This is a genomic window from Streptomyces sp. NPDC005141 (assembly GCF_053599975.1).
Window position 1 is genome coordinate 98545 of sequence record NZ_JBSFYW010000014.1, and the last position, 22260, is coordinate 120804.

Annotated in this window: 21 protein-coding genes; 15 read left to right on the forward strand and 6 right to left on the reverse strand. The window is 73.8% G+C overall.

Annotation, left to right across the window (positions count from 1 at the left end; genetic code table 11):
* Positions 1 to 684 precede the first annotated feature (684 nt).
* The 4 genes from ACWD68_RS14105 to ACWD68_RS14120 all read left to right on the forward strand — a co-directional run bounded on the left by ACWD68_RS14105 (position 685) and on the right by ACWD68_RS14120 (position 6328).
* A complete protein-coding gene (locus tag ACWD68_RS14105; RefSeq protein ID WP_451806683.1) occupies positions 685 to 2679 on the forward strand; it encodes a LuxR C-terminal-related transcriptional regulator in 1995 nt (664 codons plus the stop codon).
* Between the two features lie 113 nt (positions 2680 to 2792).
* On the forward strand, positions 2793 to 4211 hold the full coding sequence (locus ACWD68_RS14110; protein WP_451806684.1) for a PucR family transcriptional regulator: 1419 nt from the start codon (positions 2793 to 2795) through the stop codon (positions 4209 to 4211).
* Between the two features lie 162 nt (positions 4212 to 4373).
* Positions 4374 to 4961, forward strand: coding sequence for an ArsR/SmtB family transcription factor (locus tag ACWD68_RS14115; protein ID WP_451806685.1), 588 nt, complete (start codon positions 4374 to 4376; stop codon positions 4959 to 4961).
* A gap of 20 nt (positions 4962 to 4981) precedes the next feature.
* Entirely contained in the window at positions 4982 to 6328 is a 1347-nt protein-coding gene (locus ACWD68_RS14120) for an MFS transporter (RefSeq protein ID WP_451806686.1), read from the forward strand.
* Between the two features lie 162 nt (positions 6329 to 6490).
* Here ACWD68_RS14120 and ACWD68_RS14125 read toward each other — a convergent pair whose 3' ends face one another.
* A complete protein-coding gene (locus ACWD68_RS14125) occupies positions 6491 to 7126 on the reverse strand; it encodes a TIGR03085 family metal-binding protein (protein ID WP_451806687.1) in 636 nt (211 codons plus the stop codon).
* Positions 7127 to 7268: 142 nt separating this feature from the next.
* Here ACWD68_RS14125 and hisI point away from each other — a divergent pair, with 142 nt between their 5' ends.
* The 11 genes from hisI to lgt all read left to right on the forward strand — a co-directional run bounded on the left by hisI (position 7269) and on the right by lgt (position 16724).
* Entirely contained in the window at positions 7269 to 7682 is a 414-nt protein-coding gene (hisI, locus tag ACWD68_RS14130) for a phosphoribosyl-AMP cyclohydrolase (protein WP_451806688.1), read from the forward strand.
* Between the two features lie 11 nt (positions 7683 to 7693).
* Entirely contained in the window at positions 7694 to 9181 is a 1488-nt protein-coding gene (locus ACWD68_RS14135; protein WP_451806689.1) for an anthranilate synthase component I, read from the forward strand.
* Positions 9182 to 9308: 127 nt separating this feature from the next.
* Positions 9309 to 9962: a TIGR02234 family membrane protein gene (locus tag ACWD68_RS14140; protein ID WP_451806690.1), complete on the forward strand. Its 654-nt coding sequence runs from the start codon at positions 9309 to 9311 to the stop codon at positions 9960 to 9962.
* A gap of 160 nt (positions 9963 to 10122) precedes the next feature.
* Positions 10123 to 10371 carry an HGxxPAAW family protein gene (locus ACWD68_RS14145; RefSeq protein ID WP_451806691.1) on the forward strand — a complete coding sequence of 83 codons (249 nt, stop codon included), beginning with the start codon at positions 10123 to 10125 and terminating at the stop codon, positions 10369 to 10371.
* A 90-nt stretch (positions 10372 to 10461) separates the two neighbouring features.
* Positions 10462 to 10920: a DUF2752 domain-containing protein gene (locus ACWD68_RS14150; protein ID WP_451806692.1), complete on the forward strand. Its 459-nt coding sequence runs from the start codon at positions 10462 to 10464 to the stop codon at positions 10918 to 10920.
* A 166-nt stretch (positions 10921 to 11086) separates the two neighbouring features.
* The gene (gene trpC, locus ACWD68_RS14155) at positions 11087 to 11896 is read left to right on the forward strand and encodes an indole-3-glycerol phosphate synthase TrpC (RefSeq protein WP_451806693.1); all 810 of its coding nucleotides are present in this window, start codon (positions 11087 to 11089) and stop codon (positions 11894 to 11896) included.
* A gap of 238 nt (positions 11897 to 12134) precedes the next feature.
* Entirely contained in the window at positions 12135 to 12344 is a 210-nt protein-coding gene (trpM, locus tag ACWD68_RS14160) for a tryptophan biosynthesis modulator TrpM (RefSeq protein ID WP_451806737.1), read from the forward strand.
* Between the two features lie 201 nt (positions 12345 to 12545).
* Positions 12546 to 13838: a tryptophan synthase subunit beta gene (gene trpB, locus ACWD68_RS14165; RefSeq protein WP_451806694.1), complete on the forward strand. Its 1293-nt coding sequence runs from the start codon at positions 12546 to 12548 to the stop codon at positions 13836 to 13838.
* A complete protein-coding gene (trpA, locus tag ACWD68_RS14170; RefSeq protein WP_451806695.1) occupies positions 13835 to 14650 on the forward strand; it encodes a tryptophan synthase subunit alpha in 816 nt (271 codons plus the stop codon). The genes trpB and trpA overlap by 4 nt, the downstream gene beginning before the upstream one ends.
* Positions 14651 to 14753: 103 nt before the next feature.
* Positions 14754 to 15530, forward strand: coding sequence for a DsbA family protein (locus ACWD68_RS14175; RefSeq protein WP_451806696.1), 777 nt, complete (start codon positions 14754 to 14756; stop codon positions 15528 to 15530).
* Between the two features lie 120 nt (positions 15531 to 15650).
* The gene (gene lgt, locus ACWD68_RS14180; RefSeq protein ID WP_451806697.1) at positions 15651 to 16724 is read left to right on the forward strand and encodes a prolipoprotein diacylglyceryl transferase; all 1074 of its coding nucleotides are present in this window, start codon (positions 15651 to 15653) and stop codon (positions 16722 to 16724) included.
* A gap of 86 nt (positions 16725 to 16810) precedes the next feature.
* Here the strand turns inward: lgt and ACWD68_RS14185 are convergent, their stop codons facing one another.
* From ACWD68_RS14185 to ACWD68_RS14205, 5 genes are read right to left on the reverse strand one after another with little or no spacing between them, the layout of a single operon-like run.
* On the reverse strand, positions 16811 to 17650 hold the full coding sequence (locus ACWD68_RS14185; protein ID WP_451806698.1) for an HpcH/HpaI aldolase/citrate lyase family protein: 840 nt from the start codon (positions 17648 to 17650) through the stop codon (positions 16811 to 16813).
* Positions 17647 to 18849 carry a CaiB/BaiF CoA transferase family protein gene (locus tag ACWD68_RS14190; protein ID WP_451806699.1) on the reverse strand — a complete coding sequence of 401 codons (1203 nt, stop codon included), beginning with the start codon at positions 18847 to 18849 and terminating at the stop codon, positions 17647 to 17649. The genes ACWD68_RS14185 and ACWD68_RS14190 overlap by 4 nt, the downstream gene beginning before the upstream one ends.
* Positions 18846 to 19739: a ribokinase gene (gene rbsK, locus ACWD68_RS14195; RefSeq protein WP_451806700.1), complete on the reverse strand. Its 894-nt coding sequence runs from the start codon at positions 19737 to 19739 to the stop codon at positions 18846 to 18848. Before rbsK ends, ACWD68_RS14190 begins: the two co-directional genes overlap by 4 nt.
* Positions 19736 to 21100, reverse strand: a complete 1365-nt coding sequence (locus ACWD68_RS14200; RefSeq protein WP_451806701.1) for an ADP-ribosylglycohydrolase family protein — start codon at positions 21098 to 21100, stop codon at positions 19736 to 19738. The genes rbsK and ACWD68_RS14200 overlap by 4 nt, the downstream gene beginning before the upstream one ends.
* Positions 21088 to 22257 (reverse strand): ADP-ribosylglycohydrolase family protein, encoded by a 1170-nt coding sequence (locus ACWD68_RS14205; RefSeq protein WP_451806702.1) that lies wholly within the window; start codon positions 22255 to 22257, stop codon positions 21088 to 21090. The genes ACWD68_RS14200 and ACWD68_RS14205 overlap by 13 nt, the downstream gene beginning before the upstream one ends.
* Between the last annotated feature and the right edge of the window lie 3 nt (positions 22258 to 22260).

Here is a 22260-nt window from a genome sequence, read left to right on the forward strand (position 1 = left end):
GGCCCGGGCTGCGGAGCAGGTCGGCCGACCGCTCCCGGGCGCGACCCCGAATCCCTCCCGGCGCCGGGTTTCACGGCGCCGCCGCCCACCGGGCCCGGCCCGGCGGCACTCCTCGGCCCCGCCGGTTTTGGCGACGGGAACACGGGCCGGCGGCCCGAGCCTCCGGAGCCCCGGGCCGGCTGCGCCGGTGCGAGCGCCGGCCCCGGCGACCCACCCGCGGTATACGACCCGCTTCCGGCCGGCACCCCGCCACCGGGGTCCGGAAAAGGGACCGAGCCGGGTACACCGCCCGGCACCTGGCCCGGTGCGTCGGCGGGTCCACCGGTCGTCACCCGGGCCCATGAGTCGGCGGGCCCACCGCTCGCCGCCCGGCCCGGTGCGTCGGCGGGCCCACCGCCCGGCACCCGGCCCGGCACACCGTCTGGCACGCGGCCCGGGCCCGGCGCACTGTCCGGTGCATCGTCCGGCGCCCTGCGCAGCGCCCTGCCCGGTGCCTCGCCCGGAACGAGCCGGGGGCCGGTCGGTGAGCCGTCCGGCCTTCAATCCTCCGGTCCCGTCGAGCTGTTCGCCGTCGAGCACGTCGAGCACGTCGGCCCCGTCGAGCCGTTCGCCGTCGAGCACGTCGGCCCCGCCGCTTCGGCCGCCCTGGACGGGGTCGAGTGCCCGGGCGCCCTGCGTGGGGCCTTGGCGGGCCTGCTCCTGTTGGTGGCGGCCGAGCGGGCGTGGGACATGAGGACCGCCGGGGTGGACGCCGCGGTGGTTCTCGGGGCGTCCGGGGCGGGCGGGCTCGCGGCGGACGCCCTTGACGCCGCCGAGGCCGCGGGACTCCTCCAGCTCACCGGAGGCCGCGTCCGCGTCGTCGATCCGGGTCCGGTCCGCACCGTCTACGCGACCGTCCCGCCCGCCCGCCGGCGCGCGGCCCACCGTCTGCTGGCCGGGGCCCACACCGGGGGTCCGCATGCCCTGCCCGTCCTCTTCCACCGGGCCGCGGCGGCCACCGCTCCCGCACCCCGCCTCGGCGACGCGCTCGCCGCGGCGGCGGCGCTGCCGGGCGGCGGACCGACGCACGCGGAGCGTTCGGCGGCCTGGGCGCGGTCGGCCGAGCTGGCCGTCGACGAGGGACTGCGCGCCGTCCGTCTGATCCACGCCGCCGATCAGGCCCGGCTGGCGGGACTGCCGCACCGCGCGCGGGAGTTGCTCGCACAGGCCGGGTGCGAGGGGCCGCACGACGCCGTGCGCGGCTCGGCCCAGCTGGTGAGCGGGCAGCTCGCCCTGCAGGACGGCCCGGTCGCCGACGCCCGTGAAGCACTCCTGCTGGCCGCCGAGTCACTGGCTTCCACCGACCCGAACCGCGCCCTGGTCGCCCGGCTCGCCGCCGTGGAGGCGTCCTGGGCGATGGGCGACGCGGCGGCGTGCCGGGAAGCCCTGGACCACACCCCGGCACAGCAGGAACCCGACCGGCGGCTCGCTGCGTACCGGGCGGGGATGTCCGCCGTGATGCACGGCCACCTGGACACCGGACGGCAGCCGCTGCGGGAGGTGGTGGTGGCCGGAGCGGGGGCGGCCGGAATCCTCGACAGCCCGGAGGCCCTCCTGCGGGCCGGGGGCGCCGCCCTCGTCGTCGGTGATCTCCCCGCCGCCTGTCGCGCCAACTCCCGTGCGCTCGCCGTCGCAAGGGCCCGGGGCCCGCACATCCTGATCGCCCAGGCGCTGGAACGCCTGGCCTACGGGGAACTGCGCGCAGGCCGGCACGCCCGCGCCCGCGCCCACGCCGAGGACGGCCTGCGCACGGCCCTCGGCGCCGGTCAGGACAACCTCGCGGCGCATCACCACGCGATCCTCGCGCTGGTGGCGTCGGTCGAGGGGTCCTGGGAGGTCGTGGCGGAGCATGCCGCCGCCGCCGAACGCGTCGCCGCGCCCCACGGTCTCGCGCAGGCGGCCACGCTGGCGCAATGGGCGCGGGCCCGCGCCGATCTGGCCCGCGGCCGACTCGCCGAGGCCGCCGCGCGGCTCGGCCCCCTGGTCGGCGCCGGCCCGCGCCGCGGTCACTTCGCGGTACGGATGCTCGCCGTCCCCTGCTTCGTGGAGGCCGCGGCCTCCACCGGCCAGGCGGAAGCCGCCCGGTCCGCGGTGGCCGAGTTCGCCCGCTGGGCCGCGCAGGGCGCCGATCCCCAGGCTCCGGCCCAACTGGCCCGCTGCCGTGCGCTGCTGAGCGGCCCCGAGGAACGCGAGGCGCTGTTCACCACCGCGCTCGCCCGTCACGACGGGGTGGCGGGGGACTTCGAGCGCGGCCGCACCCAGCTCCTGTACGGCGCCTGGCTGCGGCGCCGGCGCAGACCGGGCGAGGCCCGCGGCCGGCTGCGGGACGCGCTGGTGTCCTTCGAGCGGGGCGGGGCGCTCGGCTGGGCCGCGCAGGCGAGGGCCGAACTGCGGGCCACCGGGGACGCCGGACCGTGCGAGCCGGCCGGTCCGCTCGCTCTCCTGACCCCCCAGCAGCTGCGGATCGCCCGCTGCGTGGCCGAGGGAGCCACCAATCGAGAGGTGGCGCTGCGGCTGTCCGTGAGCCCCCGCACCGTGGACCATCACCTGCGCAATGTCTTCGCCGCGCTGGGGGTCCGCTCCCGTGTCGAGCTCTCCCGATTGGTGGACCGGGCGGAGAAGACCGCCGCACACCCCTAGGTACCGACCGGGCGGTATGTCATCCTGCGGGATCAGGAGGTCCGGAGCACCCGTGTGCCGCGCGTCGGCCGACCGGGCGTCCCGGACCGAGCCGACTCCGGTGGAGGACAGCGATGCAGCACCTCGTACCCGCCCACGTGCGGCCCCTGCCCGGACCGCGGCCCCGGGTGGCCGCAGCCCGCCCGGTCGTCGACGCGGAGGCCCTCTCGGTGCTGCACCGTGCCGCCCGGGCGCTGATGGCCGGGCTGCCCGAACTCACGGAACGTCTGATGGACATGCTCAGGGAGCGCGAACCCGCGTACCGCGCGGCCTTGGAGACCGACGCGGAGAGCGTGCGCGACGAGGTGCAGCGCTCGCTGCGGCTCAACGTCGGATCACTCATCAGGCCCGGTGAACTGCGCGAGGCCGCCCACCGCTGCTCCTGGGCCATCGGCAGGGCGCGCGCCGAACGAGGTCTCCCGCTGGACGCCCTGCTGCGCGCCTTCCGGCTGGGTGGCGGCATGATCTGGCAGGAGCTCGTCGACGAGACGACCCGCCGCCACCCCTCCGACGCGCGTCTGCTCGTGCATGTCGCCGCCGATGTGTGGAACTTCGTCGACGACCACTGCGCCATCGTCGCGGACGCCTACCGTCAGACGGAACGCGAGCTGATGTGGCGCCGGGAGAACCGGCTGCGGCTGATGACGGCCGCACTGCTCGACGGCACCGCGCGGATCGCCGACCTGCCGGCCACCGCGGCTGCCCTGGGGCTTCCCGAACAGGGCCGGTACGCGGTCGTGCTCGCTCGCCTGCCCGTCGGCCGGGCATTGGCGGACGTGCGGGGCCAGGTGCACCTCTCGGGCCTGCGGGTCCTCTGGTACCGCGACCGCGACCGGGACAGCGGCGGGAGCTACGGCATCGTCCTGCTCGGCGACCACCCCTACGAGGGGGACGAATCCGGTCACGGCCACGAGAGCGGGCTCCTCGACGCCCCTCCCGGGCCGAAGTCCGCCCCGGCGGCCGAGGGCGGTCCGGGCGGCGGCGACGGCCGCGGCGGGGAGCGCCCCCGTACGCACGGGCTCGACGTGGACGCGGGGGAGATCGCCCGCCGGCTGACCGCCCCGCCGGTGGCCAGGGTCGGCGTGAGTCCGGTGGTGGACGGCCTCGCGGCGATCGGTGACGCCCGCCGGCTGGCCGACACGGCGCTGCGCGCCTGCCCGCGATCCGGCGGAACCATCGTGCTGGAGGAGCACCTGCCCGCCGCGCTCGTCGTCTCCGCCCCGGTCCTCGGCGCGGCGCTCTCCGAACGGGTTCTCGGGCCGCTGCTGCGGCTGGACCTGTCCGACCGGGACGTCATGCTCGACACTCTGACGGCCTGGCTCGCCTGTGACGGGTCCGCCCAGCGGGCCGCCGGCCGCCTCTACTGCCACCGGAACACGGTCCTGAACCGGCTGCGCCGCTGCGAACAGCTCACCGGCCGCTCCCTGACCCGGCCCGCGGACGTCGTGGAGCTGTCGCTGGCCCTGGCCGCCCACTCGCTGCTCGACCCGTGAGCGTCGGAGCCGCCGCCGCCCGCGCACGGCGTTCCGTGCGCTGATCCCGTTCGTCGGTGAACCCCGGTCACTGGGTGGCCGGGGTTCTGTTCACTCCAGACGTGAAAGGAAAGTTGCGCAATTTTGATTGCGCAACTTTCCTTTCACATCTACCGTGAGGACATGGCACGCAAGGAAGACCGCCGGATCACCGACATGGGCACGCTGAAGGCGATCGCCCATCCGCTGCGGATGCAGCTGTACCGCGCCCTGCACATCGCGGGTGCGGCCACCGCCTCTCAACTGGGCGAGCAGGTCGACGAGGCGCCCTCGCTCGTCAGCTACCACCTGCGCAAGCTCGCCGAGCACGGGCTGATCGAGGAGGCCGAGCCGCGCAGCGGTGACGGCCGTGAGCGCTGGTGGCAGCCCTCGTCGGAAGGGCTGAGCGTTCACGACGAGGACTTCCGGAGCGCCCCGGAGAAGTCCGCCGCCCACACCGCGTTCGCCCGGCTCCTCGTCGACCAGCGTGCCGACCTCTACCGGCGCTTTCTGGACGAGCGGCACGCCTGGGGCGCCGAGTGGAACACGGCGGCATCGGACTCCGAGTCCACCCTGCGCCTGACACCGGCCGAACTGGCCGAACTCCACAAGGAGTTGCTCGCCGTCGTCAGGAAGTACGACGAGAAGGGCCGTACGGACGAAGCGGCCGGCGCCACCGAAGGGCGCGAGAACGTCGCACTGCACCTGTACGGATTCCCGTTCCGCGTCTGACCCCGAGAGGACTCGGCCCCGTGACCACGACCGTCATACCGCCCGCCACCCAGGCCCCCGGCAGACCTGCCCACCGCGACGGCAACGTCCTGCGCTGGCTCGGCGCCTACGCCTCGTCGATGATCGGCGACAACGTCTGCTATATCGCGCTGTCCTGGGCGGCCGTGCAGTCCGGAACGCCCGCGCAGGCGGGGCTGGTGATGACCGTGAGCGCGGTTCCCCGGGCTCTGCTGATGCTCGGCGGCGGCGTGGTCGCCGACCGGTTCGGGCCGCGCAAAGTCGTCATCGGCAGCGACGCCGTGCGCTGCGTCGCCGTGCTCGCCCTGGCCGCGCTGCTGTTCGCGACCAGCCCGAGCCTGTGGCTGCTGGCCCTGCTCGCCGTCGTCTTCGGCACCGTCGACGCCGTCTTCATGCCCGCCGTGGGTGCCCTGCCGGCCCGCATCACGAGCCGGGACCAGCTCGCCCGCGTCCAGGGCATGCGGGGCCTGGCGATCCGTTTCTCCAACGTGGTCGGCGCACCGCTCGGCGGTCTCGGTGTGGCACTCGGGGGAGCGGCGGCGGCCTTCGGGCTCGCCGGGATGCTGATCGCCGTCTCGGTGCCGCTGCTGATCTCCGTACGGATGCGGGAGCTGCCCGCGGCCGACGAGGACGGGGCGGGCGGGACACGTGCTCCGGCGGACACGGGGCACGCGCGCGTGGCCGCCGGCGAGGACGGTGCGAAGGCCGGGGGCGGCGCGCCGGGGCAGCCCGCACGGGCCACCGCCTGGCGAGACCTCCGGGAAGGTCTGCGCTACATCCGGCGTCACCGCGTCCTCGCCCCGCTCATCGCCGCCATCGCCCTCGGCGACCTCGGATTCGTCGGGCCGCTGAACGTGGGCCTGGCCCTGCTGGCCGACCAGCGGGGCTGGGGCGCGTCCGGGATGGGCTGGGTGCTCGCCGGATTCGGGACCGGCGCGGGGGCCGCCGCGCTGCTGCTGACCGTGCGGGGGCGGCTGCCGCGCGCGGGACGTCTGGCCGCGGTGGCGATCCTGGCGGGCTCGGTCGCGATCGGCGCGCTCGCCTTCGTACCGAACGTCGCGGCGGCCGTCGGGGTCGCCCTGCTCGTCGGACTGCTCGCCGGACTCAGCGGCGCCGTGTGCGGCGCGCTGCTCCAGACCCAGACCGACCCCGCCTACCTGGGCCGGGTCAGCGCCGTCGCCGGCATCGTGAGCCTGGGCCTCGCCCCGCTCAGCATGCCGCTGACCGCCGCTGCGATCGGCTGGTGGGGCACCGGGCCCGTCTTCGTCACCAGCGCCGCGGTCTGCGCCCTCGGCGGCATCCTCGCCCTGGGCGTCCGGGACCTGCGGAACGCCGAACTGCCCCGCTGACGCTCCCGGCCGAAGGGGCCCGGCGCCCGATGGCCGCCGGACCCTTCGGCGGCCAGGCGACCGACGCAGGCTCATGAGCCGGGTGACCCGGCGACCGACGCGGGCCGAAGCGCCGGGTGATCCGGTGTCCGATGCCGGCCGAAGCGGGAGTGACCCGGCGTCCTAGATCCCCAGCTGCTTCGCCTCGTGCAGCTTGGCGATCGCGTCCTTGTCGCCGTCCAGCTCGACGTCCGCCACACCCTGCCGGCCGAACGCGAACAGCAGCAGCTCCGAGGGCTCGCCGGTCACCGTCACGACCGGCGTGCCCTTGTTCAGCACCGTCGTCTGGCCGTTCGGGCGGCGCAGGACCACACCCGTCGGGGCGCCGCGGCCCATCAGCCGGGCCGTGCGGTCCAGGCGCGACCACAGGGCCTCCTGGAACACCGCGTCCAGCTCCCGCGGCGTCCAGTCCGGCTGCGCGCGCCGCACGTCCTCGGTGTGGACGTAGAACTCGACCACGTTCGACGCCTCGTCGATCTGCTTCAGGGAGAACGGCGAGAAGCGGGGCGGGCCGGTACGCACCAGCTGGACCAGCTCCTCGTACGGCTTCTCGGCGAACTCCGCCATCACCCGCTCCAGGCGGGGCCCGAGCTGCTTGACGAGGAGACCGCCGGCGGCGTCGGGGCGGCGTTCACGCACCACCACGTGCGCGGCGAGATCCCGGCTGTTCCAGCCCTCGCACAGGGTGGGCGCGTCCGGGCCCACCGCCTCCAACAGATCGGCGAGGAGAAGTCGTTCACGCTTCGCATGGGTCGACATGTCCGCAAGCCTACGACCGGGTAGCCGCTGCGCCCAGCGGAGAGAGGGCCGGATCCGACGGGGTCCGCCTGTGGACGGCCACGCGGGTCCGGCCTGTGGACAACGTCCGGGTGCGACGGTCCGGCGCGGCACAATGGCACCCATGACCAGCACGCCTTCGCCCAGCAGCCTGGACCCCGGGATCGCCGCCCGCCTCAAGCGCAGCGCCGACGGACTCGTCCCCGCCATTGCCCAGCAGTACGACACCGGTGAGGTGCTGATGCTCGGCTGGATGGACGACGAGGCGCTGCATCGCACCCTCACCACGGGCCGCTGCACCTATTGGTCACGCAGCCGCCAGGAGTACTGGGTCAAGGGCGACACCTCCGGCCACTTCCAGCACGTCAAGTCCGTGGCCCTGGACTGCGACGCCGACACCGTCCTCGTGCGCGTCGACCAGGTGGGCGCCGCCTGCCACACCGGAGCCCGCACCTGCTTCGACGCCGACGTGCTGCTGAAGGACCTCGGCCACCGTCCCGAGGACGCCGATTCCGGCGTACCCGCCCGGAATCAGTAAGGTCAGCCGCCATGGACCTCGAGACGTTCCGCAAGCTGGCCACCGACCGCCGTGTCATCCCCGTCAGCCGCAAACTGCTCGCGGACGGCGACACGCCGGTCGCGCTCTACCGCAAGCTGGCCGCCGAGCGCCCCGGCACGTTTCTCCTCGAATCCGCGGAGAACGGCCGCACCTCCCTGTCCTGGTCCCGCTACTCCTTCGTGGGCGTCCGCTCCGCCGCGACCCTCACCGAGCGGGACGGGCAGGCGCACTGGCTCGGCACACCGCCCGTCGGCGTCCCCGTGGACGGCGATCCGCTCGAGGCCCTGCGCGCCACCATCGAGGCCCTGCACACCCCGCACGGCGAGGGACTGCCCCCCTTCACCGGCGGCATGGTCGGCTATCTGGGCTACGACATCGTGCGCCGCCTGGAGAAGATCGGCCCCGGCGAGCGGGACGACCTGAAGCTGCCCGAGCTGACCATGCTGCTCACCAGTGACCTCGCCGTCCTGGACCACTGGGACGGCTCGGTCCAGCTGATCGCCAACGCGATCAACCACAACGACCTCGACACCGGCGTCGACGAGGCGTACGCGGACGCCGTCGCCCGTCTCGACGCCATGGAGGCCGACCTCTCGCGGGCGGTGTCCCAGCCGCCCGCCGCCCTCCCGCCCTCCGAGCTCCCCGAGTACACCGCGCTCTGGGGCGGCCCCGACTTCCAGGACGCCGTCGAGGACATCAAGGAGCGCATCCGGGCCGGAGAGGCCTTCCAGGTCGTCCCCTCCCAGCGCTTCGAAACACCGTGCACGGCCAGCGCGTTGGACGTCTACCGCGTGCTGCGGGCGACCAACCCCTCGCCGTACATGTACCTGTTCCGCTTCGACGGCTTCGACGTCGTCGGCTCCTCCCCGGAGGCCCTGGTCAAGGTCGAGGACGGGCAGGCGATGGTGCACCCCATCGCGGGCACCCGGCCGCGCGGCGCGACCGTCCAGGACGACCAGGCCCTCGCCGACGAGCTGCTCGCCGACCCCAAGGAGCGCGCCGAGCACCTCATGCTCGTCGACCTGGGGCGCAACGACCTCGGGCGGGTCTGTGAGCCCGGCTCCGTCGAGGTCGTCGACTTCATGTCCATCGAGCGGTACTCGCACGTGATGCATATCGTCTCCACGGTGACCGGCCGGGTCGCCGCGGGCCGTACGGCCTTCGACGTGCTCACCGCCTGCTTCCCCGCCGGCACCCTCTCCGGCGCGCCCAAGCCGCGCGCGATGCAGATCATCGACGAACTGGAGCCCTCCCGGCGCGGGTTGTACGGCGGCTGCGTCGGCTACCTCGACTTCGCCGGCGACTCCGACACCGCCATCGCCATCCGTACGGCCCTGCTGCGCGACGGCACGGCGTACGTCCAGGCCGGTGCGGGCATCGTCGCCGACTCGGTGCCGGCCGCGGAGGACGACGAGTGCCGCAACAAGGCGGCGGCGGTCCTGCGCGCGGTGCACACCGCGAACCGGCTCGGGCAGTAGACCGCAACCCGGGGCGCCACAACGGCGACCCGGGGCGGTACGGCCCCCGCCCCGGACCGTGCACGCGGCCAATAGGACGAGGCTCACGTGAGCCCCGGGTGACGGTTCGCCCGGGGTTCAGGCGATAGTGGGGTACGTGACTGCTGTACCTCACCCCCGATCCGAAGCCGCGGGACCCGACCGGTCCGGCCGCCGCAGCCTCGCCGTGACCCTGCTGAGCGGCGCGCTCGGCGCGGCCGTGGCCCTGCTGTCCACCCGGCAGAACTGGGCGGAGGGGACCGCGACCGTGGCCGGCGGAGCCTTCCCGCTGACCGCCAAGGGCAGCGACGTCACGGGTGTGCCCGCGGCGCTCGCCATAGTGGGCCTCGCCGCGCTCGTCGCCGTCTTCGCCGTACGCCGCTCCGGCCGCCTCCTGGTCTCCGTGCTGCTCGCGCTCTCCGGCGCCGGCACGGTCGTCGCCGCCGTCCTCGGCGCGGGCGACAGCTCCGCCCTCGACGAGCGGGCAGCCGCCGTCTCGGGCAACACCGCCGCCACCGCGAGCGGGCTCAGCCACACCGTCTGGCCGTACGTGGCCGCGGCGGGCGGAGCACTCATCCTGCTCGCCGGGCTGCTCGCCGTGCGCTACGGACGGCTGTGGCCCGCCATGTCCGGCCGCTACGAGCGGGACGGCAGGCCCCGGCCCCGCAAGATCAAGCCGGTCGACCCGGATCGCCCCGAGGACCTCTGGAAGGCTCTCGACCGCGGCGAGGACCCGACCGGTCCCGACCCCGCCGGGACCTAGGTCCCGGCACCCGCGGGGTCGTTCGCCCCCGGTCCTTCGTCGTGACTCGGCCGGACGGACGCGCGAGCAACCACCCCCCGCTCACCGCAGGCCCGCACGTACGGGACAATGGGCGGTGAGCGTCCGACTCACACACGCATTCAGCAACGAGGAGCAAGTCATGGCGGGCAGCAGCCACGGTCACACCCCGGCCGCCTGGACCGGTGTCATCATCGCCTTCATCGGTTTCTGCATCGCGGGTGCCTACATGGTGCTGGCCGAACCGCTGGGCTTCTGGGGCGGCATGGTCGTCGTGGTCCTGGGCGGTGTCGTCGGCATGGTCATGCGGAGCATGGGACTGGGCCAGCCGAAGACCTCTTCCGCGCAGCCCACGCACACGGCGCGCGAGACCGTGGGCGCCGACGCCTGACCCACCGAGGCTTCGCCCAGGCGGTCCCGGCACACGCCGGGGCCGCCTTTCGCGTGCGCGGGTGAGCGCCCGCTACGCGCGAGAGGCAGAATGCGTCGGGTGAACGCCGAAACCCAGAGGGTGACACAGACCGGGTCCGGTACCGGACCCGGTGCCATGGTGCGGCGGCTCGGCGTTCCCGGCGGAGTGCTCGCGGCCGTCGCCGGGGCCTTCGCGTACGTCGGGGCCGTCGACCCCAATCAGCCCGGCCACTACCCGGTCTGCCCGCTGCTGCGCCTCACGGGCCTGTACTGCCCCGGCTGCGGCGGCCTGCGCAGCGCCCACGCCTTCGTGCACGGAGACCTCGCCACGGCGCTCACGGACAACGCGCTCGCCGTCGGCGGCTACCTGGTCTTCGCGGTGGTGTGGGCCGTCTGGGTGATCCGCGCGGTGCGCGGACGGCCCCTGCGACTCGATCTCGGACCGGTCCATCTGTGGAGCGTGGGCGCGTTGGTGCTGGTCTTCACGGTTGTCCGGAACCTGCCGTCCGGCGGCTGGCTACATCCTTGATCAAATGACAAATGTCCAGGTAGTGGGACCGGCGTCAACCGGATGCGAGGCCTACGCCTTCCTCCGGATACCATCGCAGTGACCCGACTTTTCCGTCAGGGACGGTGCACCCGGGTCGACTGCTCCACCGCTTCAACCGTCCACCGCAGGGAAGGGGGCCGCTCGCGTGAGTGTGCTCGACGAGATCATCGACGGAGTCCGTGCCGACCTCGCGGAGCGGCAGGCGCGCGTCAGCCTCGACGAGCTCAAGGAGCGCGCGGCGAAGGCTCCTGCGGCCAAGGACGGTGTCGCCGCCCTGCGCGGTGACAGCGTCAAGGTCATCTGCGAGGTCAAGCGGTCCAGCCCGTCCAAGGGCGCGCTCGCCGCGATCGCCGACCCCGCCGCCCTGGCCGCCGACTACGAGGCGGGCGGTGCGGCCGTCATCTCCGTCCTCACCGAACAGCGCCGCTTCGGCGGTTCGCTCGCGGACCTGGAGGCCGTCCGCGCCCGCGTGGACATCCCCGTGCTGCGCAAGGACTTCATCGTCACGTCGTACCAGCTGTGGGAGGCCCGCGCGTACGGCGCCGACCTGGCGCTGCTCATCGTCGCGGCCCTCGACCAGCCCGCCCTGGAGTCCCTCATCGAGCGCGCCGAGTCCATCGGGCTCACGCCGCTGGTCGAGGTGCACGACGAGGACGAGGTCGAGCGCGCGGTGGACGCCGGCGCGAAGATCATCGGTGTCAACGCGCGCGACCTCAAGACGCTGAAGGTCGACCGGACGACCTTCGAGCGGGTCGCCCCCGAGATCCCGGACAACCTCGTCAAGATCGCCGAGTCCGGTGTCCGCGGCCCGCACGACCTCATCGCCTACGCCAACGCGGGCGCCGACGCGGTCCTGGTCGGTGAGTCCCTCGTGACCGGCCGCGACCCGAAGACCGCCGTCTCCGACCTGGTCGCCGCGGGTGCCCACCCGGCCCTGCGGCACGGACGGGACTGACCTGCCGGTGACCGTCCCGACCCTCGCCCCCGCCGTACCCCGTCCGGGCCCGTGCCCCGACGGGGTACCGGCGCGCGCGGGGTCGGCGCTGCCGCGTCCGGCCGGCGGGGTCTCGCGGCCCCGGGCCGGGGCACCGGTGGCGAGGACGGACGACGGAAGCCCGCTCCCGCCCGTCGCGCCGGGCACCCACTCCTCCCTTCCCGGGGGCTCGGGGGACGCGTCCGCCGGGCGCCCCTCCATGCCGTCCGCCGCCCTGCTCCCGGTCCCCGCGGCGGTCCGTGACCCCTACGCCCGTCTCGCCCGCGGCTGCCGGCCGCGCGGCTGCCGCGCACCCGCACGCCGGGTGCACGGGCGCCGGGTCCGTTACGTCATCGGCGACGAGCCGGGTCAGGTCAACGGGATGCGATGGCCCGAGCGCGTACGCGCGCTCGCGCCCTCCTCGGCCTAGTCCACCTCACGCGTGGACCGAGCCGGATCCGGCACCCCCAGTCCTCGAGGCGGCACGTCCGTCTTCTGCGCGGGCGGGCCGGCGGCAGGGCGGGCGGTGTCACCGACCGACCCGTCGGTGACCGCGGAGCGCGGGTGCGTCCGGCCACCGTGACCCCTGTCCGACCCGTAACCGGGGCTGTCGCCCCTGCGAGGTATCCGCATGCCCAGCGAGTTCTTCATTCCCGACCCCGAGGGTCAAGTCCCCAGTGCCGAGGGCTACTTCGGCGCGTACGGCGGCAAGTTCATCCCGGAGGCGCTGGTCGCCGCCGTGGACGAGGTCGCCGTCGAGTACGACAAGGCGAAGGCGGACCCCGAGTTCGCCCGCGAGCTCGACGACCTGCTCGTCCACTACACCGGACGTCCGAGTTCACTCACCGAGGTGCCGCGCTTCGCCGAGCACGCCGGTGGCGCGCGGATCTTCCTCAAGCGGGAGGACCTCAACCACACCGGCTCGCACAAGATCAACAACGTGCTCGGCCAGGCCCTGCTCACCCGGCGCATGGGCAAGACCCGCGTCATCGCGGAGACCGGCGCGGGCCAGCACGGCGTCGCCACGGCCACCGCCTGCGCGCTCTTCGGCCTCGAATGCACCATCTACATGGGCGAGATCGACACCCGGCGCCAAGCGCTCAACGTGGCCCGGATGCGCATGCTCGGCGCCGAGGTCATCGCCGTGAAGTCCGGCTCCCGCACTCTCAAGGACGCCATCAACGAGGCGTTCCGCGACTGGGTCGCCAACGTCGACCGCACCCACTACCTCTTCGGGACCGTCGCGGGCCCGCACCCCTTCCCCGCCATGGTCCGGGACTTCCACCGGGTCATCGGCGTCGAGGCCCGGCGGCAGATCCTGGAGCGCGCCGGCCGGCTGCCCGACGCGGCCGTCGCCTGTGTCGGCGGCGGCTCCAACGCCATCGGCCTCTTCCACGCCTTCATCCCCGACAGCGGCGTACGCCTGATCGGCTGCGAGCCCGCCGGGCACGGCCTGGAGACCGGCGAGCACGCGGCGACCCTGACCGCCGGCGAGCCGGGCATCCTGCACGGATCGCGGTCGTACGTCCTCCAGGACGAGGAGGGCCAGATCACCGAGCCCTACTCGATCTCGGCCGGACTCGACTACCCGGGCATCGGCCCCGAGCACGCCTACCTCAAGGACAGCGGCCGCGGCGAGTACCGCGCGGTCACCGACGACGCGGCGATGCAGGCCCTGCGGCTGCTCTCCCGCACCGAGGGCATCATCCCGGCGATCGAGAGCGCCCACGCGCTCGCCGGGGCCCTGGAGGTCGGCAAGGAGCTGGGCAAGGACGGGCTGATCGTCGTCAACCTGTCCGGGCGCGGCGACAAGGACATGGACACGGCCGCCCGCTACTTCGGCCTGTACGAAGAGGGCGCCGACGCGGTCGTCCCCGCGGACGCCGACAGCGAGAACGCCGAGATCGAGGGGGACGCCAAGTGAGCGGCAACATCCAGCTGTTGAGCGACACCCTCGCCGCGGCGAAGGCGGAGGGACGGTCCGCCCTCATCGCGTACCTGCCGGCCGGCTTCCCGACCGTCGACGGCGGTATCGCCGCCGTCAAGGCCGTCTTCGACGGCGGCGCCGATGTCGTCGAGGTCGGGCTGCCGCACAGCGACCCGGTCCTCGACGGCCCGGTCATCCAGACCGCCGACGACATCGCCCTGCGGGGAGGCGTCAAGATCGCGGACGTGATGCGGACCGTCCGGGAGGGCTTCGAGGCCACCGGCAAGCCCGTGCTCGTGATGACGTACTGGAACCCGATCGACCGCTACGGAGTCGAGCGCTTCACCGCCGAGCTCGCCGAGGCGGGCGGCGCGGGCTGCATCCTGCCCGACCTGCCCGTCCAGGAGTCGGCGCTGTGGAGGGAGCACGCCGAGAAGCACGGCCTCGCGACCGTCTTCGTCGTCGCGCCCAGCAGCAAGGACGCCCGGCTCGCCGAGATCACCGCGGCGGGCACCGGCTTCGTGTACGCGGCCTCGCTGATGGGGGTCACCGGCACCCGGGCGTCGGTCGGGGCCCAGGCCCAGGACCTGGTTGCGCGCACCAAGGCCACCACCGGGCTGCCGGTCTGTGTCGGCCTCGGTGTCTCCAGCGCCGCGCAGGCCGCCGAGGTGGCCGGCTTCGCCGACGGCGTGATCGTCGGTTCGGCGTTCGTGAAGCGGATGCTGGACGCGCCGGACGAGGCGGCCGGACTCGAAGCGGTACGGGCGCTGGCGGGCGACCTCGCGAAGGGTGTGCGCGGAACGGCGTAACGCCGCCGTGCGGATGAGCACGTAACGGACAATCCGCTCACTCGAACGAGTGGACCTTGGACCGGGGAGGCGCGCTGCGCCTCCCCGGTTCGTTCTGCCGGATGTGAGCGAGAAGAACCGTGACGGAAAGCGCAACGCCCGCGAGCGGCTGGCGGTCGAGCGAGAGAAGCAGAAGACCGCGGAGAAGCGCCGGCGCGCGCTGATCGTGGGGGCGTCGGTGATCTGTGTGCTCGGCCTGGCCGCCGTGATCGGCGTGGTGGCCGCCAACGCAGGCAAGGACAAGAAGAGCGACACGTCGGGCCCGGTCGTGTCGCCCTCGGGCGCCACCGGCAAGGACGGTCTCGCGATTCCCGTCGGCAAGGACAGCGCCAAGTCGACCCTCACGGTGTGGGAGGACTTCCGCTGCCCGGCCTGCCAGGCCTTCGAGGCGGCCTACCGCCCGACGATCCACGAGCTGGTCGACTCGGGGCAGCTGAAGGTCGAGTACCACCTCGTCACGCTGATCGACGGGAACATGGGAGGCAGCGGCTCGCGCAAGGCCGCCAACGCCGCGGCGTGCGCCCAGGACGCCGGGAAGTTCAGCGCCTACCACGACGTGCTCTACGAGAACCAGCCCAAGGAGACCGACGACGCCTTCGCCGACAACGCCAAGCTCATCGAGCTCGCCGGCAAGGTCGAAGGCCTGGACACCCCGGCCTTCCGCACCTGCGTCAACGACGGCACTCACGACACCTGGGTCGAGAAGTCGAACGCCGCGTTCCAGAGCGGCGGCTTCACGGGCACACCGACCGTGCTCCTGGGCGGCAAGAACATCTACGCGGACCAGTCCATGACCCCCGCCAAGCTGAAGCAGATGGTGGAGGCGGCCAACAAGGGCTGAGCCGTCCCGCACGCTCCGGCGCCCCCGCCTGTCCACAGGCCTGGGGGCGCCGCACGTTATGGACCCGTTGCGGGGCTGCCCGCCGTGGGCGGCGTCCGGCACGGTAGCGTCGACCTTGCCATGGAACTTGCCTACATTCCCAGCCCGTCGCACGGTGTGCTGCACCTCGGCCCCATTCCGCTGCGCGGCTACGCGTTCTGCATCATCATCGGCGTCTTCGTAGCCGTCTGGCTCGGCAACAAGCGCTGGATCGCCCGGGGAGGGCGGACCGGCACAGTGGCCGACATCGCGGTCTGGGCCGTGCCCTTCGGCCTCGTCGGCGGCCGGCTCTACCACGTGATCACGGACTACGAGCTGTACTTCAGCGAGGGCCGTAACTGGGTGGACGCCTTCAAGATCTGGGAGGGCGGGCTCGGCATCTGGGGCGCGATCGCGCTCGGTGCGCTGGGCGCGTGGATCGGTTGCCGCCGCCGGGGCATCCCGCTGCCCGCGTGGGCCGACGCCGTCGCACCCGGTATCGCCTTCGCCCAGGCACTCGGGCGCTGGGGCAACTGGTTCAACCAGGAGCTCTACGGCAGGGCCACGGACGTTCCGTGGGCGCTGCACATCACGTCCTCCACGGACGGTCGTGTGCCCGGCTACTACCACCCGACGTTCCTGTACGAGTCCCTGTGGTGCATCGGCGTCGGATTCCTGGTCATCTGGGCCGATCGTCGCTTCAAGCTCGGCCACGGGCGGGCCTTCGCGCTGTACGTCGCCGCGTACTGCGTCGGCCGGTTCTGGATCGAGTACATGCGCGTCGACGACGCCCACCACATCCTGGGCCTGCGTCTCAACGACTGGACCGCGATGGTGGTCTTCCTCCTGGCGGTGCTCTACATCGTGCTCTCGGCCCGGCTGCGTCCGGGTCGCGAGGAGATCGTGGAGCCCGGAGCCGGCGCGGACGCTCCCGCCGAGGACGACGAGACCGCTTCCGACAAGGCCGAGGACGAGGACAAGAGCGAGGCCGGGGACGGGACCGACGGTGAGTCCGTCGGCCTCGACAAGCCTGCCGCCACCGAGTCCACCGAGTCCACCGTGTCCCGGGAGTCCGCCGGGTCCGCGTCCGAGACGGAATCCGAGCCGGAGCCCGACACGGAACCGGACGCGGAGTCGACCTCGCGGGACGAGGCCGGGTCGGCCAAGAAGAGCTGAGTTCTCCCCGTACGCCGAAGGGGGCGCCGCGTTCCAGGACGCGGCGCCCCCTTCGCCGTGCCCGGGGCCAGGCGCTGTGCTCCGCCTCAGGCCAGGCGCTGCGCCAGGGCGAGGGTGCGGCGGGCACCCGTGACCACCGCCGCGTCGATGAAACGGCCGTCCGGAAGGGCCTGGGCGCCCGGATCGGTGGCGGCCGCCCTGATGACGGCCTCGGCCGAGTCGACCTCGGCCGGAGTGGGGAGGTAGGCCCGCTCGATGATGGGAAGCTGGCGGGGGTGGATGGCCGCGCGTCCGAGGAAGCCGAGGGCGCGGCCGTGCGCGCAGGACGAGGCCAGGCCCTCCACGTCACGGATGTCGGGATAGACCGACTGGACCGGCGGGGGCAGCCCCGCCGCCCGGGCGGCCACGATCACCCGTGCCCGGGACCAGTCGAGCCCGGCTTCGTTCCGGACACCGAGATCGGCCCGCAGGTCCGTCTCGCCGAGCGCGATACCGCGCAGGGCGCGATGGGCGGACGCGATGGCGAAGGCCTGCTCCACGCCCAGAGCCGACTCCAGCAGGGCGTACAGCGGGATCGCGCCGCCCTCCGCGGGGGTCGCGCTCTCCGCCACCCGTACGACGTCGGAGCGCGAGGTTACCTTCGGCAGACGCAGGCCGGACAGGCCGGGCAGCGGCGAGAGCGTCTTCAGATCGGCGTCGGCGAACGGGCCGTCGAGCGCGTTGACCCGGACGTGCACCGGGACGGGCGGCGGTTCGGCGAGGAGGTCGGCGGTGGCGGCGAGGGCGTACTCCTTGCGGTCCGGGGCGACCGCGTCCTCCAGGTCGACGAGGACCACGTCCGCCCCGGAGACGAGGGCCTTGGCCACCACCTCGGGACGGTCGCCGGGCACGTACAGCCAGGTGAGGGGCAGGAGTTCCGCGGTCACAGCGCGCCCTCCGCTCTCAGCGCCTCGATCTCGGGTCCCGTCAGGCCGAGTTCGGTGAGCACGGCGTCGGTGTCCGCGCCGTGCGGGCGGCCCGCCCAGTGGATCGCACCGGGCGTGGCGGAGAGCCGGAAGAGGACGTTCTGCATGCGCAGCGGGCCCAGTTCGGGGTCGTCGACGGTGGTTACCGTGTCCAGGGCCAAGTACTGCGGGTCGGTCATGACGTCCCGGACGTCCTGGATCGGGGCGACCGCGGCCTCCGCCTTCTCGAAGGCCGCGAGGACCTCGTCGCGGGTGCGCTCGGCGATCCACGCGCCGACCGCCCCGTCCAGGACGTCGGCGTGGCGTGCCCGGTCCGCGCCGGTCGCGAACCACGGCTCGTCGATCACGTCCGGGCGGCCCACCAGCCGCATCACCCGCTCGGCGATCGACTGGGCCGATGTGGACACGGCGACCCAGTACCCGTCCGCCGTGCGATAGGTGTTGCGGGGCGCGTTGTTCGCCGAGCGGTTGCCGGTGCGGGGCTGGACGTGGCCCAGCTGGTCGTACCAGATCGGCTGCGGGCCGAGCACGGTCAGGATCGGCTCGATGATCGCCATGTCGATCACCTGGCCCTCGCCGGTGCGGTCGCGCGCGGTCAGCGCGGTCAGCACGGCGTACGCCGTCGCCAGTCCGGCGATCGAGTCGGCCAGGCCGAACGGGGGGAGGACCGGTGGTGCGTCCGGTTCGCCGGTGATCGCCGCGAAGCCGCTCATCGCCTCCGCGAGCGTGCCGAAACCGGGGCGGTGCGCGTAGGGGCCGAACTGGCCGAAACCGGTGACCCGGGCGAGGACCAGGCGGGGGTTCGCCGCGGACAGTTCCTCCCAGCCCAGGTCCCACTTCTCCAGGGTGCCCGGCCGGAAGTTCTCGACGATCACGTCGGCGTCGGCGGCGAGCCGGAGCAGTGTCTCGCGTCCGCCGCGCTTCGACAGGTCGAGCGTGATCGTGCGCTTGTTCCGCCCGAGGAGCTTCCACCACAGGCCGACGCCGTCCTTCGAGGGACCGTGTCCCCGGGACGGGTCCGGTTGCGTGGGATGCTCGATCTTGACGACCTCCGCGCCGAAGTCGCCGAGCATGGTGGCGGCGAGCGGCCCCGCGAACAGGGTCGCGAGGTCGAGGACGCGCAGGCCGCTGAGGGGGCCGCCCCCGGTGTGCCCTCTCATGAGCCGGCCTGGGCGTCGATCTCGGAGCGGTACGGCATCGAGGACGACGCTCCGGGCCGCTGCACCGACATGGCGGCCGCGGCCGACGCCCACGCCAGCGCCTGAGGCATCTCCCGGCCCTCGGCGAGTGCCACCGCGAGGGTGCCGACGAAGGTGTCGCCCGCGCCGGTGGAGTCGACGGCGGTCACCTTGGGCGCGGGCACGGCGACGGGTTCGGCGCCGCGGGCCGCGTACAGGCTGCCCTCGGCGCCCAGGGTGACGACGACCTCGGGGACCTGTTCGAGCAGCGCGGCGGCCGCTTCGCGCGGGTCGGTGAAGCCGGTGAGTGCGGCGGCCTCGTGCTGGTTGGGCACCAACAGGTCGATGGTGGCCAGCAACTGGGGCGGCAGGAACCGTGCGGGAGCCGGGGTGAGGATCGTCCGGACGCCGTGCCGGCGCGCGGCCTCCGCGCCGGAGAGCACGGCTTCCAGCGGGATCTCGAGCTGGAGCAGCAGCGCGTCGGCGCTGGCGATGAGGCCCTCGTCGCCGGGGGCGAGGGAGGTGACGGTGCCATTGGCGCCGGGGATGACGACGATCGCGTTGCCGCCCTCCTCGTCCACCACGATGTGCGCGGTGCCGGACGGGCCCTCGGTGGTGCGCAGATGGTCGGTGTTCACACCGAAGTGCTCCAGTGTGGAACGGAGTTGACTGCCGAAGGAGTCGGCGCCCACCGCGCCGACCAAGGAGACGTCGGCGCCCGCGTGCGCGGCGGCCACCGCCTGGTTGGCGCCCTTGCCGCCGGGGATCGTACGGAACTCCCGGCCCGTCACGGTCTCTCCGCGCTGCGGGGCTTTGGCGACATACGCGACGAGGTCCATGTTCGTGCTGCCGAGCACGGCGATATGGGTCATGGGCGAACGGTCTCCCGGTGTGTGAGGTGAGCGAGGGCGTCGAAGCCGATGCCGTCGAAGTCGGAGACGGAGGTGGCGAGCCGGTTCTTGAGGGGGCCCGTCCAGTGGTCGGGCAGGGCGGCGGGGTCGCCCGCGAGCAGGCCCGCGATGCTTCCGGCCGTCGCGCCGTTCGAGTCGGTGTCCAGGCCGCCGGACACCGCGCGGCAGACCGAGCCGCCGAAGTCGCCGTCCGCGTGGGTGAGGGCGGCGGCGATCAGCGCGGTGTTGGGGACGGCGTGGACCCAGTGGCAGTCGCGGTGGGTGGTGTGCAGTTCGTCGACGACGGTGTCGAAGTCCGGTGTCGTACGGGCGAGCCGGACCGCGTGGCGGACCGCCCGGGCCAGCCGGGAGCCGGGCGGGACGACGGTCAGTCCGGTGCGCAGACAGGCGTGGACGTCACTCGTCCCGCCGGCCGCCCCGGCGATGGCGGCGGCCGTGAACATCGCCGCGTAGACGCCGTTGGCCGTGTGGGTCAGGGCGGCGTCGCGGTACGCCTGTTCGGCGGCCCCGGCCGGGTCGCCCGGGTTGGTCCAGCCGTGCACGTCCGCGCGGATCAGGGCGCCGATCCATTCGCGGAACGGGTTGTGACGGAGGGCCGTGTCCGGGGGTTCGACGCCGCTGAGGAGGTTGCGGTAGGCGACGCGCTCCGCGGTGAACGTGCGGCCGGCGGGGAGTTCGTCCAGCCAGAGGCGGGCCACATCCGCGGTGCTGAAGGCCCTGCCGTGGCGCTGGAGCAACAGGAGGTTCAGAAGCGGGTAGTTGAGGTCGTCGTCCTCCGGCATGCCGTCGATGTTCTCGGCCAGGGAGGTGGGGGCGGAGCGCCGGTTCCAGGGGTGGGCGTCCAGGAGGTCCAGGGGTACGCCCCGCGCGGTGAACCAGGTGCGGAGGGGCCAGTTGCCCGCGGCCCGGGCGAGTGACCGGATGCCGTGGAGGGGGAGTTTCTCCACGGGTTTCCCCAGCAGGCAGCCGACGGCCCGGCCGAGCCAGGCCGCTTCCAGACGGGCCCGTGCGGGAGCGGGCCCGGGCGCGGGCCGAGGGGGTGGCCAGGTGGGGCAGCCGGCCTTGATCAGTGCCAGTTCCGTCGGCTCGTCGTCCGCCGACGTGCTGGGCAGGCCGGCGAGTTCGTCGAGGAGTCCGGCTGCCAGCCGGCGCAGGGCGGGTGAGGCGGGGGCCGGCGACGCACCCGCGCGGAGCGGCGCCGGTCGGCCGCCCGCCGCGTGCCAGCGGGCGGCGACGGGACCTGGATCGCGGCCGTCCTGGACGGCCTGGTGGAGCTCGTGGCCGATGAGGTCCTCGGGCTGGACCCAGGTCAGTCGGAGCACGGTGTTCCCGCCAGCGCGGCGTAGGCCGCCTCGTGGGTCCGGCGCCGGTGGACGTCGCGGTCGAAGATCTCCCGGGTCACCTCGGCGAGCGTACGCGCCGGGGCGTCCAGGTCGAGGCGGCTGGACTCGGCCACCGTCTTGGCCCAGTCGTGCGGGACCTCGCCGCCCAGCGCGCCCGCGAGGGCGCCGGCCATGGTGGCGATGGAGTCGCAGTCGCGGCCGTAGTTGACCGAGCCGAGGACCGCGTGCCGGAAGTCGCCGCCGGACACCAGCAACATGCCGAGGGCGACGGGGAGTTCTTCGATGGAGTGGAGACGGGAGGGGCGGCGGGCGCCGAGCGACGGGGAACGGTAGTCCGGGCCGACCGTGTCGTACGGAGCCACCGCCCGGCGCAGCGGGACGAGCGCCGACTCGAAGTCCGTGTGGTGGGAGGCGACTTCGCAGGCCGCCTCGACGGCGGCGCGGGTGCCGTCCTTGGCCAGCGACAGGCATGCGGCGACGACCGAGTCGGGGGTGGCGCCGGGCGAGCAGGCCGCGGCCACCGCTGCCGCGAAGACGCCCGCGGCCTCGCGGCCGTAGGAGGACTGGTGGGCTCCCGCGATGTCGAGGGCCTCGGCGTACGCGCCCGCCGGATTCGCCGCGTTGACGAGGCCGACCGGGGCCATGTACATCGCGGCACCGCAGTTCACGATGTTGCCGTCGCCGGCCTCCCGGGGGTCCACATGGCCGTAGTGGAGGCGGGCGACCAGCCACTTCTCGGCGAGGAAGATCCGCTGGAGGGGGAGGGCCTCGGCCTCCAGCTCCGGGATCCAGCGGGGGGTCGTCATCAGGTCGGGGACCAGGTGCTCGGCGACGGCGTAGGCGTCGAGGTGGTCGCGGACGGTGGCGTACACCCGTACCAGGGCATGGGTCATCAGGGTGTCGTCGGTGACGTGTCCGTCGCCCTTGTGGTACGGGGCGATGGGGCGGGCGGTGGGCCAGGCGTCGCCGTTCCAGGGGCCGACGACACCGCGTACGCGGCCGCCGTGGCGTTCGGTGATCTGTTCGGGGGAGTACCCCTCGACGGGGCCGCCGAGCGCGTCGCCGACGGCGGCTCCGACGAGGGCTCCGGTGATCCGTTCGTCGAGGGTTCCCGTTCCTTCTCCTTTGGGCGTCATGCC